Below are 13003 nucleotides of genomic sequence, written 5' to 3' on the forward strand. Positions count from 1 at the left end.
ACGGCATTAGGGCAAGCCCTAATGCCGTTCAGTTAAGCGCAGATTCCCTGTGGCGAGCAGGCTTGTCCTGCGTTGGGCTGCGCAGCAGCCCCAAAGCCAGGCGCTGAGCCGTATCAGGTACACCGCGTTTTGCTCGATGGGGGGCGCTGCGCACCCCAACGCGGGGCAAGCCCGCTCGCCACGACAGCCCGCTCGCCACAACAAGTCCGCACCCAAGGACGCGTTGGGCATTCAGAAGTAATACGGAAACTTCAGGCTGAACGTAAAGTCCGGCGCATCGTCCGTCATGCCGATCGCGAGGTTCGGCACGATGGTCAGGTTGTCCGACGCCGCAATCGTCATGCCCACGTTGAAATAGCCCGCGTTGGCATCGCTGGACACCACCGACTGCCATTCCTGCCCGCTTTGCTTGACCTTGCTTTTGCGCTGTATCACGTCGGACACCGAGAACGACATGCTCATCTTCTCGTTCAGCGCGAATGCCACGCCCACGCCGAACTGGAAGCTGTCGCCCAGTTGGATCTTGCCGGGCACCTTCTGATTGACGTTAGGGCTGATGTCGCTGAACGAGTCCTCGAAGTTGTGGGTGTAGGACAGCGAACCGAACAGCACCGCCGGGTCGAAGGTCTTGACCAGCGAGATGCCCGGCGTCACCGACCACACGCCGTTGCCGGTGGGCAGGCTCTCGGGAATGGCGAGGTTGTCGTTGCCCGGTTTCGGTATCAGCTTGATGCCGTACGGGTCCGCCCCGGTGGGCGCCTTGACCCGTACCGACACGACCGCATCGGGCAGGTGCGCGCTTTCGTCGAGGAACTTGTACGAGACGCCGGCATTGACGTCGCCGATGGTCGGGTCGCGCGTTACCGAGCCTTCCGACATGGCGGTAGAACTGCCGCCCGCACCGCCTGACTGGTAGGTGGATTCGCGGTACACCACCGGCACGTTCAGGTCGAACTGCCAACGGTTGTCCAGGTTGTAGCGCCCGGTCAGGTCCAGGGTCCAGCTGTCGGACTTGATGCGGTCCAGGTTGATATTGCCGAGGAAGATCGAGTCCAGCGCGAGAAAGCCGTTGAGGGACAACTGGCGTGCATCGTAGCGCGCGTAGGTGATGCCGGTTTCCAGGCTGAACCTGCCGTTGCCGAAAAAGCCACTGGCTTCGTTGTACAGGTTGCTCACACTTTGCGCCGGGGCCGAGTCGTCCTTGAGGTTCTGCCCGTAGGAACTGCCGCCGCCCGCGCCGCCGGAGGCCGCCGCCGCGCCTACGCCTGGCGTATGGCCGGCCACGGTGGTACCGCCTTTCTGGAAGTCGGCAGGGGATTTGGCCAGGCGTTTGGGGGCGGGTGTTGCGGGTTGATCTTCTACTTGCCTTACACGTTGTTCCAGTACGGCCAGTGCTTTTTGCTGCACTTCATAGCGTTGCTTGAGCTCCAGCAGTTCTTGCTTCAGTGTTTCGATATCAGCGTCCGGTGCGGCATAAAGCACGGAGGCGGGCAGGAGCGCACTCAAACAAACCACGGCACGTAACGATACAGATCGATGCATGAAATAAGCCGTCCCTTTTAATGCGTAAGTGTCGAGGCTCAGCGTAGTTCAATAACCGGAGGGGCGAAGGCCCTTGAGTTGATCCAGATTGAGGTTCTGCGTGATGTTGTTGAAACCGTTGTTGCCCATGACCACATTGAGTTGGGTCAGGTTGCTGACCGCGTTGCCGTTGCCTTGAATGACGGTGCCTTGCAGCACGTTGCCGGCGCCGATCTGCTGCACGGCATTGCCCTGGTTGTTGCTGGCCTGGAGGGCCATTTGCAGCCCGCCATTATTGGCGCTCACCGTGACCTGGCCTGCCGCCGTGCCACCGGTGATCGGCTGGCCAGCCAGCAGCGCCTGTCCGGACTGCGCGTAGTTGGCCGGGGCCAGGCCGTTTTTGCTCACGTTGATGTCCACGCCGTTGGTGGCAGCGTTGCCATCCCCGGCCGCGCGAACGCTTTGCACCACGCCCTGGCCGGTGCCCAGGCCCGCGCCACCGACGACTGTGCCGGTGCCTTCAGGTTGCCTGCTCACGCCTGTGCCATCGTTGCCCGATACCTGCACATAAAATTGCGGGGTGACGGTGGACGCGTTGACCTGCATGGCCGCGCTGCCGGTCACGGTGGCGCCGGCGGCATTGGTCCAGGTGCTGCTCATGACGATGCCAAAGCTGATGATGCGCCCCGGCATCACGTAACGCCCGCGCAGGTCGGCCATTTCCGCATCCTTGAGCTCGATCGGCTTGAACGCCGAGGACGCATGCACCGGTGCAGAGGCGGCCAGGCAGATGACCGTCAACCAACGGAAAGTGTTCATCGTGTGCTCCTGGAGCGTCCTGCCCCTTATTGCGCTTCTAGAAGAAGTCGCTCTGGATAAAACCGAATTCCATCAATTCGCTGTCACGTACCGGGCTGAACGCGTTGAACTGGTTCCTGGCGGTCAGCGGCACGCGCGGGGTGAGCAGGGCGTTGGTCTTGTCGTAGCCTTCACCGATCACGGCGAACACGATGCCATTCCAGCCCTTGACGAAGTCGTCCCTGGCGTAGCGCTTGTTGCCCAGTACCGGATCGCCGATGTACACCCACTCCTTGTCGGCCCGCTGCAACACCACAAAATGCTTGTAGCCGCGAATTTCCAGCAGGACCACGACCGGCACCTTTACGGTCATCAACACGTCAGGGGCGATGCGATAGCCCTTGGCGCGCATGTTGATGCTTTCCAGGTAGCGCTTCATGTCGAGCATCGAGAAGCCCTGGGTGCGCACCAGGTCCTGGTCGGCGTTGACCAGCATGCCCTTGATGATGTGGTCTTCATCCACGTCCATCCAATAGGCTTGGCGCAGGATGGTCGCCAGCGCGGCGGCGCCGCAGCTGAAATCGGTTTTCTGTTCCACCAGGTTGGCGAACTTGCGCTCGCGGATGCTCTCGACCTTTTTGTACACCACCGCACCGTTGGGCATGACGACTGCCATTTGCCCCGCCCAGGTCGGGCCGGTGAGTGCGAACAAAAGGAGAAAGACAACGCGGCGCATGATCAGGTGACCTGTTGGACACTGGAATGAAAGGGGCCTTTTTGGCAAGGCCCGATCTGCATCAGAAGCGAGTGATTGCTACGTTGTTCTGACCCTGGTTGTTGCTGCCCGACAGTACGTTGGAGTTCGATACGCCGGAGCTGTAGTTCAGCGAGTTGTTCACGCTGGCGTTGTTGGTGACCACCGATTTGGCACCCCAGCCATGGCCGCTGCTCAGGTTCACGGTCAGGTTGCCCGACACATCCTGCACGCCGGATACAACGGCTGCGCCGCTGTCGCCATTGCCGGAGGCGATAGCAACGCTGTTGCTGCCCTGGTTGGAGGTGCCGGTGGCTGCGTTCAACTGAATCACGCCGGAAGCGTTGTTGCCGCTGCTGTTGAGCGAAGCATTGTTTTGCGAGCCGCCGTTGATTGCCAGGTTGCCGCTGTTGGATTGCGCGGTGCCGGTGCTGGCGAACACGAAGTCAGCATCGCCGGAAACGATGGCCACGTCGTTCTTGCCCTGGTTGTTGTCACCGCTCAGCACGTTGCCGTTGGCCACGCCGCTGATGTGGTTGTAGGAGTCAGTGGTCGACGCGTTGTTTTCGGTTTTGTCGTTGAGTACGGTGTTGCCCTTGTTGCTCTGGCCGTCAACGGTAGTCGCGGCAGCAGTGGTAGGCGCGTGGTAGCCGCCTGCCTGGGCTGCAACAGCCATGAGCGCAGCGAGAGCGAAAGCCAGTGGTTTGAGCGCTGTGGTGGTTTTCATGGTGTATCTCCTTGCTTCTAATTAGTGATTTAAGTGTTGATACGGTCCGGCAGGCGACTCAGCTCCATCAGTTGAGTCGCACATTCAGGGTGTTAGCCACTCGGTTCCCCACCCCGGCGCTCTGGTTGACCTGTACCACTCCACGGCTGCCGGTGAAGGCCTGGTCGCTGGTAACGACCTGGCGGCTGCCAGTGGTAGAGGTCAATCCCGAGTCTGTTGCAAGCGCAACGGTCTGTTGCGACATGACGCTGTCGTCGATGCTTTGCGGGCCAGTGGTCAGGCTGACGCGCACGGCATTGATCATCTGGTTCTGGGCCCCGGCCGACTGATTGACGCTCAGTGCACCGTTGCCATGGCTGAAAGCGTTGCCCTGAATCGCAGTGCTGGCACTCAGGGAGCGGTCGGCGGCGGCGCCGCTGATTTTCTGTGTGACGGAGACAGTGGCCCGGGCGTTATGGCCCACGGCGATGGCGAGGTTGTTGCTCAGCTGTTGCTGGTCACCGGCGGCCTGGTTGATCGAGACCGCGCCGTTGTATTGCTTGCCCGAGTTATCGATGCTGGCGTTGTTGCCGGTCGTGTCGGCCATGGCTGCCGAGCAGCTCATCATGGCCAGGAGCATCCAGAGATGATTCATTTCATCGCTCCGCCGATCATGCCGCCGAGGTTGTTCAGCGGTGCGAGGCCGCGTGAGACTGCGCCGTTGACCGTTCCCGAGATGCCAGCGCTGCCGCCGCCCTGGCCCGCCGCGCTGGCGGCACCCAGGCTGTTACCGGCACCGATGGCGTTCAACCCGTTCAGGTCGCCATTGGGCATGACGCTGCGGGTAACGCTGGAACCGCTGCTGATGCCAGCGATGTCGTGGTCGCTGAGTTCGTTGGTGACGGCGCGGATTTGCCCGGTCGGGTTGGCATTGGCGGTGATGGGGTAGGGGTCGGTGCCGCGTGCACGGCCAATGGCATAAGGTTGCACCTGACGCTCGATCACGATCACTCCATCATTCGCCGCCAGCACTGGCAGGCTCACGACGGCACTCAGTGCGCAGCCGATCAGCAGGAGGCTCAGTGAGCCAGGATTGTGTGTGTCCACGGTGGCAGTCCTTAGTCATAGCGCTGACCCTAAACAGCGCTGACAGACGTAAAGCAGAAGGCGTGCCGCTTTTTATTTGACGTTTATATTCAAAAGGTTAGCTTTTTTTGTGGGCAAAGTGATGGCCATGCTGTTTCAGAGATGAGACAGCGTTGAGGTGATGACGCAGATCCAGTGCCGCCTGTGAGCTGTCTCAAGGATGAAACACTGCCCAGGGCAAAACCATGAATCCGCTCAAGACGGGCGGTTGCAGGCGGGGAAGTGTTTCAAAAATGGACACATCAGGCGCAGGCGGGCCCGCGATGGCTGGCGAAAAGGCTCAGCCCTTGGGGGCTTTACGCGGAATGGAATTGAGTACGGGATTGCCGTCCTGGTTCTGGGTCAGGTAGACCGGCAGCACCTTGGGCAGGGAAGGGATGAGGTTGTTGACCTCATTGATGTTGTAGATGCCGCCGATGCGAATCGCCCCGGTGGGCGTGTCGGCCAGCATCACCGGCTTGCTCAGGTAGCGGTTGATCAAGGGCAGCGCATCGGCCAGGGCCAGATTATCGAGTACCAGCTTACCCTGGCGCCAGGCCAGCGCCGAGTCGCCGGGGTTGATCGCGCGGAGCTTGGGTGTTGCATCGCCATGCTGGTAGCTGGCCTGCATTCCCGGGGTCAGCGGCACGCTGCCGTGCACCGTGTCGCTGGAAATCTGCACCGAGCCCTCCAGCAGCATCACCCGTACCTGGTCTTCATATTTCCACACGTTGAACTGAGTGCCCGTCACACGCACCCGGCCGTCGCCGGCCCGCACGATAAAGGGGTGGGCGCTGTCATGGCTGACCTTGAAAAACGCTTCGCCCCTGTTCAGCGTCAGTTGACGCTGATCCCTGTAATTGGCGTAGACCAGTTGCGTGCCCAGGTTCATTTCCACCTGGCTGCCATCACCCAGGGTGACTACGCGTGCGTCATTGGTTGTTTCGAAGCGTTCATAGGCGTTGGGCAGCCAGCCGGCTTCCCAACCGGTGAACGCTGCCAGCGGCAAGGCTACCAGGCAAATCGCAGCGGCGACTGCATAGGTGCGCAATCGGCTACGCGGTTTGAACCGCACCACGACAGGCTGGGTTTGAGGGCGGGGCAGGTGCTCGGCAACGTCCCAGATCTCCAGCATGGCTGCGTATTCAAAGGCGTGCAGTGGATGAGCGTCATGCCAGCGCTGGAAAGCCTGGCGCTCGGCGCCGGTGCAGTCGGCCGCATGCAGGCGCATGCACCACTGCGCCGCGGCGTCGGTGATGGCGTCATATTCTGCTTCTGAAACGGAATTTTCGCTCATTGACTCATCCTGATTTCCCACATTCTAACCTCCCCGAGCGGACGGCGAGAACAGCATCATGGCGAATGCACATCAATTGGAACTTATTCTCGTTGGCGCGCACCTAAAAATTTCAGGACTTGAGTCTGTGTTTCCCACGATGGAGTAACCAATATGCTGAAGAAAACCCTCATCGCGCTGTGTGCAACCTCCGCCCTGCTGAGCGCAGGCGCTGCGCTGGCCGACAAGCCGGGCGCCGGCTGGATCCCGATTGAAAAAGCCATCGAAGTGGCCAAGACCAAGGCCGGCTATGTCGAAGTCTATGCGGCCGAAGCCGACGACAACGGCTACTGGGAAGTCAAGGGACGCAAGTCCGACGGCGTCGTGTATGAAGCCCGCATCGACGGCGCTTCGGGCAACGTCCTGCGTGATCAGAAAGACTGATCGACCGCGCCGGGAGCCTGTTCAGGCTCCCGCATCCAACGTGCGTCCCAGGTGGGTGATCAGGTAGGTAATGGAGTCTGCATTGGCCAGGATGGTGTCGATGCGCTTGTCGACGTTACTCATGAACACTGACCGCGCATCCTGCAACGTTTTTGTACCGGTGGCACTCAGCACCTTGTCCTTGAGTGAAGTACTCGAAGTGCTTTTGCCGAAATCTTCCCACGTCTGGCTGAATTCGTCCCACGTCCTGAACAGCGTCGAGGCTGGCGTCAGCGTCGACAGCGCGGTTTCACGCAAGTCCGTCAGCGTGGTCTTGAGCTGCGTGGCGCCTTTGATGTTGACGTTGATCAAGTCAGGAAACGGTCGCATCGAGTCCAGGTAGGCCAGGTCTTCAGTGTCGCAGGTTATGTGGGTTATCTCGTGGATCAGGGTGGCCGCACGTGCATGGGCGGCAATGTCGAACGGCGCGTTGAGACGGTTCTGATAGACGTCCAGCAGCGGGTCGAAAAAGCGGTCCATCAAGTAAATCCTGCGTTCTGCTTCGCCAGGCAGGATGAACGCGCAAGCATCCGCAGGGTTGTAACGGTCGGTGCCACTGACAAAACGCATGGAGTCGGGTGTGATCAGGCTGGGGTTGATCAGCTCATTGAGCACTTCGTCAATCCGGCGCTCGATCCGCCCCAATTGGTCGGGGCTGAGGGTACCGACGCCGAACATGTCGCCAAAAAACAAGCCGCACCGGCTCAACGGATCACGTGAGGGGGCGAAGTGCAGAATGTTGCGTTTGCAGGTCACGGCGTAGTACGTGGCGACATTCAATGCTTCGTTGATACAGCGCGCCTTCCAACTCGACACGGCGCTGATTGCGCGCATGCCAATCGCCTCCACATTGATGCCATGCTGCTCGGCAGTAGGAGGGTAGTAGCGATCGGCAAGGCGGGACAGGACCTTGCCATAGCGGGGGGTGTGTCGGTTCAGGTCAAGCACCCATATGCCCTGGCTATTGCGTTGTATCCAGGGGCCGCGATCCTCGGTAGCACCCAGTCGCCAGTGCTCACCGGCTTTGCTCACGGCGTATACCTTGCCCGCAGCGGGCACAAAGTGGCGCTCTCCGTACTTCTCTCCGTAGGTGTGGGTCTGCGCATTCAGGTTCAGGGAGTCAAGCGAAACATCCTGGCCTTCAAACTTCTTCAAACGCGTGCGCGCAGGGGCCGTCACTTTGTAGGTGTCCAGAGTCATCGCTTTGGGCGGTGAGGCTGCTGGCCATTGTTCGAGCGACGACGGCTGTTTGGCCGCAGGCAAGCCAGGCAACGGCGCGTCCAGTTCATCGCGCAGGGCGGCCAGTTGGGCCACGCCGGCGATAAAGGTCTTGAGTGCACTTGTCCAACGATGCTCTTGCAGGTCTTCGGCTGAGGCCTTGAACAACGTATAACTGCGCCACACCACCAGCGGGTAGGCGAGTTTGCCCGCCATGAACGCCAGGCCTCTGGGGATAGCCTCGCTCAGCAGGCTGCTCACCGCATCCCACTGTCGTTGCCCCGATGGCGTGAACTGGCAGGTCAGCATCCGGTTGAGCATCTCGCGGTTGTCGTCGAACAACCGATGCAGCAGATTGCCGCTGACGGGCGACGCGCCCAGATGAATGTCCGCGTTCGGCCGACGCAACAGATTGCGATAGGTCGTCTGATGAGCCGTTTGCATCTGGCCGATCACCCAGTCCTGCAATGCGCCGGGGGATGTGAACTCATGCAGCAGTTCGGTTTCGTCCTTGTACTCTTTCAATACGTGCCGGGTGCTGTAGGGCGCGTACAGCACCAGGGGATCGGCTGCCTCGGCACCGATCAGGTAGCAGCCCAGCGCTGCCACTACGGAGGCGCCCTCGGTGGCGATCAGCTCCAGCGGTCGAACCAGCGCCTTCGCACCGCTGACGGCGGCACGGGCCACGGCATCGGGCATGTCAAAGGCTTGCTGGAGCAGGCGCCAGGCCGCGTCCGACAGCCGTTCATTGAGCTTTTGTTCGTGGGCGTACTGCAGCAGTTGCCAGGGCAGCTGCCGGCAGAAGAGTTGGCGGCGCTCGCGGGTGTCGTCGGTGTTGCCGTTGAGGTGGGTGGCGAGCAACGTCTGGTAGATACTCTTCAAATCCAGCTGCCGCACCAGTTGCACCACGGCGTTCCCGTCCAGCGTGGCGGGCAGCCCGGTGGCAGCACGCGATGTCGGCCGGATGTCGTCGGCGCGCAATTGCGGCAGATGGCGCATGGCGAAATCCGTCAGGGTCTGGGTGTGGCCCTGCAGCTCGATGCGTGGCGTGATCAGCACGTGCTCCGGGTCTGTCGCGTGGTCGGGAAAGCGCGCTGCAAGCAGGGCTTTCAGCGTGCTCCCGACTTTATCGCGCAGGGGCGTGATGCCGTGCAGATAGTCGCGCTCCTGCGGCGCGCTCAGGCGGTACTGTTCGAGCAGTTCGGCATGCAGGCGCTGGTCTGCCTGCGCCGCCATGCCCAGCCATACCGGTAACGCCTGCTGGTTGATCAGGGCGTGGGCGATGTTGATGGCTCGGTCCAGGTTGGATGGCGGCGCGCGGCGGATCAACGCGTCCATACAGTCCTGAAAGCGTTGTGCTCCCAGCCTCATCGACAGCAGGTGGTCGATCTCGTCCAGCACGAAGCGGCTATAGGTGGACTGGCGATTGTTGACCAGGTGATCATCGATACGCTGCAATGGGCCCAGCATGAAACGCTGGTGGGGCACACGCCTGGACGGCGGCAGGTGCTCGACCAACGTCCAGCGTTCACGCTCATCCTGTACACGTCGGTCGAGGGTATCGCGCAAGGTCTTGACCGAGGCAAACCCCTCATAGCCACGCCCTGGCGTCCAAAGTATGGCCGCACCGGAATGCTCGGTGTCAATGCCGCCGCGTTCGGTCAGTACAAAGCAGCTGGTCAGTGGATCGGTGCGGGTTCCGACGCTCAGGCTCAGGCCGTAGGCGTCCGGGATAAACCCTTTCAGGCCATGCCGTGTCAGCCGGGTCATGCTCTCGTTGTTGAGCACACTGCCCAGCAAGGCGACGTGAGTGGGGCCAAGGGTACGTGACAGGCGCCTGAGGTGCGCTTCGCCGCTCAAGCCATCGAACAGCCCCTGGGCCGGATGTGCCTTGTTGTTGTCGATCAGCACATGGGGGAGTGTGCGCAGGTCCCTGTCGACGAAGCTGCTCAGCACCTTGTCGATGACTGTATTGAAGCTGGCGACCGTCACGTTGGGTAATTTCAACGCAGTGCCCGCTTCAGGCTTGCCGTAAAACCCGCGCACCGCCGACTGACCAAGCGCGTCAGCCTGCCCGGCCAGGCGCGCAATAAAGTGCGCGACCATGCCGATTGAGGTTTCAGGCACGCGCCTCTCGCGTTCTGCTGCCGGCGTGGAATAGGTATTGAGGTAGACGTCATCGGCCTTCAGGTTCGTATGCCCTTTGGCCATTTCCGCATTCAGTGCATGGGCGGCCAGATCGCGCAGCGTCAACTGCTTGCTGCGTTCCAGTGCCAGCGCATCATGCACGGCACGCATTCGTTTGAGCTGCAGCTTGGCCTTTTCCGCCAATACCGTACTCGGTCGTCCATTGCCGCTGGTGACTGGGTGCACGCTCCAGTGTCCGCCAGCGTCGTGCTCCATCAGCCGGCTGTCGAGCATGATGCGAACGTCCAGGGCGGTATCGAGCAGGGCGCCCAGGTTGATGGTGCCGACGCTGCGCCGATACAGGCCCAGCGCATGCTCCAGGTTGCTGAACTGTTTGGCCGCAACGTCCCTGATCATGTCCTGGAAGACATCGTCGGCGACAGGTTTGCCGGTGACTTGCACCTGATCCATGTCGATAAACACGCTGCGCTCATCCAGCGACAGAAAATTGAGCAGCTCATCTTCATGCCCGGCCGTCTTGAGCATGGCCTGCAGCATGCCCTTGAGTTCTTCCACGTTCTTGAGCACCTGCAACCCCCGCGATTGGGTATAGAAATACGCGTGGGAGTTGCTGATCAGCAGGGTGCTGGCCAATTCAACGTAATGTTGATAGGGCGCATGAACCTGAACCTTTTCTATTTTCAGGGTGCTTGCATAGGTGCTGCGCGCGGCCTGGTCTGCGAGAAATATCGCGCGCAGCGTCTGGCTTTCTTCAGTGCTCACGATCTGGTCCTGGTGCTTGAACAGCAGGTCGACGCGAAACTTGTCACTGATCATCCGCGCGAAAAACTGCAGGCGTGACTGACCGTCCCGGCAGTCTTCGTTCCAATAGGTTTGCAGCAGGCTGTGCAGCAAGGTCGAGAGAATACCGCTGGTTTGCGCGACCAGGCTGTCCCAGTTCTGCTGGTCTTTGGCCTGTTGCTGCGGGGTATGCTGGCGGGTGTCGTGGCCGAGATTGGCGAACGTGCGGGTCTGGTCCGTGGGCCAGCCCTGACGGCCGTAAAACTGCAGAAGTGCCTCGCGCAGGGGCATGGAGGCGCCCAGGCGATGTTCCTCATCGGTGGCGACCCTGGCGAGAAAGTCCACCCGCGTGTCGCTCTGGTCAAGGCTGGGAAAGTAGCGCCGCGCCATGATGTTGAGCAGCGTGTCGAGCATCCAGCGCAGGGTGGGGAGCTTGCGCAACTGGTCCAGTATCGCGACGACGTTTTTCTGTTGCGCGTCGAGAATGCCCTGGCGCTGGTCCGCCATCACGGCGCCGGGGACGGCGGCGGTGCTCACAATCAATGGATCCTTGACCGGCAAGGCGTCACGCTCATCGATGGCCAGAAACTGCAGCAGCTCTGCACGCTGGCCGGGCTGTTTCAAGCGTTCCTCCACGTCCTCAAGCAGGTCGGCACGGCTGTCGAACAACTCCAGGCCGCCATAGGGCGTGAAGAGCACGGCTTTAGCGTCGTCAGGTGTCGGGCTCATGATGAAGGCGCCGGCCAGCACTAGTGCGGGCTGGTCGCTGAGATTGACCAGCAGCCGTTCCACGTTCATCGGGTAGTCGCGTGCTTCGTTGTTCTGGCGCGCCGCGTCCGTGGCGTAATACAGGGTCAGCAACCAATCAAGGTCCTTGACTGAAAACCCCAGAGTACGCTCGCGTTCCGAGGGGGTCTTGCGACTGACGGGGCGTTGAAACTCTTCGAAAAAGTAAGGCGGGTTCACCTGGGTCATGGCGCGCGTTCCATCTGCGGGGCTGTCATCAGTGCGCACCGTAATGGCAGGCGCAGTGCCAAGGGTGTTACATATCTGAAGCAGACATTGACAGCAGCCACGGGCCGCGTTGTTTAATCGACGATGTGGATTCTTGTTGTTTCTCCCAATTATAAAATCGGAGCTACAGATGTCTGCCCAGTCCCCGATCGTCGACCTTCCTTGCGCGCTCATCGGCTTCAACGACCTGGTGGCGTTGCTGCACGCCCTGTTCATCAAGCACGGCACGTCAGCCGAGGTGGCGGCCATCCTGGCTCACAACTGTGCGAGCGCCGAGCGCGACGGCGCCCACAGCCATGGCATTTTCCGTATCCCCGGTTACCTGAGTACGTTGGCCAGCGGCTGGGTCAATGGCCATGCGGTGCCGCTGGTGACGGATGTGGCCTCCGGCTTTGTGCGGGTAGACGCCTGCAACGGGTTTGCCCAGCCCGCCCTTGAAGCCGCGCGTACGCTGCTGGTGGACAAGGCCCGCAGCGCCGGCATCGCCTTGCTCGCGATCCACAACTCCCATCACTTCGCCGCACTGTGGCCGGATGTCGAGCCCTTCGCCGAGGAAGGTCTGGTGGCGCTGAGTGTGGTCAACAGCATGACCTGCGTGGTGCCCCATGGCGCCGACCGGCCGCTGTTCGGTACCAACCCCATCGCGTTCGCCGCACCGCGTGCCGACGGGCCGCCGATTGTGTTTGACCTTGCCACCAGCGCCATCGCCCACGGCGATGTGCAGATCGCCGCACGCAACGGCGAGCGCTTGCCGCCGGGCATGGGGGTCGACAGCCTGGGCCAGCCTACCCAGGACCCCAAGGCGGTGCTTGAAGGCGGCGCGCTGTTGCCATTCGGCGGGCACAAGGGCTCGGCGTTGTCGATGATGGTCGAGCTGCTGGCGGCGGCGTTGACGGGCGGTAATTTTTCCTTCGAATTCAACTGGGCGGATCACCCGGGCGCACGCACGCCCTGGACCGGGCAATTGCTGATCGTGATCGACCCGAGCAAAACCGCCGGGCAAAGCTTCGCCGAGCGCAGTCAGGAGCTGGTGCGGCAAATGCATGCAGCAGGGTTGCGGCGGTTACCCGGTGATCGGCGTCATCGCACGCGGGCGAAGTCGCTGGAGGCGGGTATCGAGATTGACGCGAAGGATCTTCAGCAGTTACGGGAGCTGGCGGGAGAGTAACGGGGGCTGCGC

Annotated in this window: 10 protein-coding genes; 2 read left to right on the forward strand and 8 right to left on the reverse strand. The window is 61.4% G+C overall.

All coding sequences use genetic code 11. The annotated features are described in order from the left end of the window. Positions 1-231: 231 nt before the first annotated feature. From RHM60_RS02305 to RHM60_RS02335, 7 genes are all read right to left on the reverse strand, one after another. Positions 232-1542: a hypothetical protein gene (locus tag RHM60_RS02305; protein ID WP_322213464.1), complete on the reverse strand. Its 1311-nt coding sequence runs from the start codon at positions 1540-1542 to the stop codon at positions 232-234. A gap of 48 nt (positions 1543-1590) precedes the next feature. After that, positions 1591-2340: a hypothetical protein gene (locus RHM60_RS02310; protein WP_322213465.1), complete on the reverse strand. Its 750-nt coding sequence runs from the start codon at positions 2338-2340 to the stop codon at positions 1591-1593. 37 nt (positions 2341-2377) lie between these two features. Next, complete coding sequence (locus tag RHM60_RS02315) at positions 2378-3055, reverse strand: C39 family peptidase (protein WP_416195158.1); 678 nt, start codon at positions 3053-3055, stop codon at positions 2378-2380. Between the two features lie 61 nt (positions 3056-3116). Then, the gene (locus RHM60_RS02320; RefSeq protein ID WP_209981571.1) at positions 3117-3800 is read right to left on the reverse strand and encodes a heme utilization protein; all 684 of its coding nucleotides are present in this window, start codon (positions 3798-3800) and stop codon (positions 3117-3119) included. Between the two features lie 67 nt (positions 3801-3867). Then, the gene (locus tag RHM60_RS02325) at positions 3868-4434 is read right to left on the reverse strand and encodes an adhesin (RefSeq protein ID WP_209981573.1); all 567 of its coding nucleotides are present in this window, start codon (positions 4432-4434) and stop codon (positions 3868-3870) included. Continuing rightward, on the reverse strand, positions 4431-4886 hold the full coding sequence (locus RHM60_RS02330; RefSeq protein WP_209981575.1) for a hypothetical protein: 456 nt from the start codon (positions 4884-4886) through the stop codon (positions 4431-4433). The genes RHM60_RS02325 and RHM60_RS02330 overlap by 4 nt, the downstream gene beginning before the upstream one ends. Before the next feature lie 319 nt (positions 4887-5205). Further along, the gene (locus RHM60_RS02335) at positions 5206-6201 is read right to left on the reverse strand and encodes a FecR family protein (RefSeq protein WP_231423724.1); all 996 of its coding nucleotides are present in this window, start codon (positions 6199-6201) and stop codon (positions 5206-5208) included. A 153-nt stretch (positions 6202-6354) separates the two neighbouring features. Here RHM60_RS02335 and RHM60_RS02340 point away from each other — a divergent pair, with 153 nt between their 5' ends. After that, positions 6355-6624, forward strand: coding sequence for a PepSY domain-containing protein (locus RHM60_RS02340; protein WP_003236351.1), 270 nt, complete (start codon positions 6355-6357; stop codon positions 6622-6624). Positions 6625-6645: 21 nt separating this feature from the next. Here RHM60_RS02340 and RHM60_RS02345 read toward each other — a convergent pair whose 3' ends face one another. After that, a complete protein-coding gene (locus RHM60_RS02345) occupies positions 6646-11784 on the reverse strand; it encodes a dermonecrotic toxin domain-containing protein (RefSeq protein ID WP_322213466.1) in 5139 nt (1712 codons plus the stop codon). Between the two features lie 169 nt (positions 11785-11953). On the opposite strand from RHM60_RS02345, the gene RHM60_RS02350 reads away from it, so the two are divergent. Then, positions 11954-12991, forward strand: coding sequence for an Ldh family oxidoreductase (locus tag RHM60_RS02350; RefSeq protein ID WP_322213467.1), 1038 nt, complete (start codon positions 11954-11956; stop codon positions 12989-12991). Positions 12992-13003 lie beyond the last annotated feature (12 nt).

Origin of the sequence: Pseudomonas sp. MH9.3, assembly GCF_034354675.1 — a bacterium.
Classification (GTDB): domain Bacteria; phylum Pseudomonadota; class Gammaproteobacteria; order Pseudomonadales; family Pseudomonadaceae; genus Aquipseudomonas.

Coding starts and splice junctions, on each gene's coding strand:
- RHM60_RS02305 (WP_322213464.1), bottom strand. CDS start 1,542: ATGCATCGATCTGTATCGTTACGTGCCGTGGTTTGTTTGAGTGCGCTC.
- RHM60_RS02310 (WP_322213465.1), bottom strand. CDS start 2,340: ATGAACACTTTCCGTTGGTTGACGGTCATCTGCCTGGCCGCCTCTGCA.
- RHM60_RS02315 (WP_416195158.1), bottom strand. CDS start 3,055: ATGCGCCGCGTTGTCTTTCTCCTTTTGTTCGCACTCACCGGCCCGACC.
- RHM60_RS02320 (WP_209981571.1), bottom strand. CDS start 3,800: ATGAAAACCACCACAGCGCTCAAACCACTGGCTTTCGCTCTCGCTGCG.
- RHM60_RS02325 (WP_209981573.1), bottom strand. CDS start 4,434: ATGAATCATCTCTGGATGCTCCTGGCCATGATGAGCTGCTCGGCAGCC.
- RHM60_RS02335 (WP_231423724.1), bottom strand. CDS start 6,201: ATGAGCGAAAATTCCGTTTCAGAAGCAGAATATGACGCCATCACCGAC.
- RHM60_RS02340 (WP_003236351.1), top strand. CDS start 6,355: ATGCTGAAGAAAACCCTCATCGCGCTGTGTGCAACCTCCGCCCTGCTG.
- RHM60_RS02345 (WP_322213466.1), bottom strand. CDS start 11,784: ATGACCCAGGTGAACCCGCCTTACTTTTTCGAAGAGTTTCAACGCCCC.
- RHM60_RS02350 (WP_322213467.1), top strand. CDS start 11,954: ATGTCTGCCCAGTCCCCGATCGTCGACCTTCCTTGCGCGCTCATCGGC.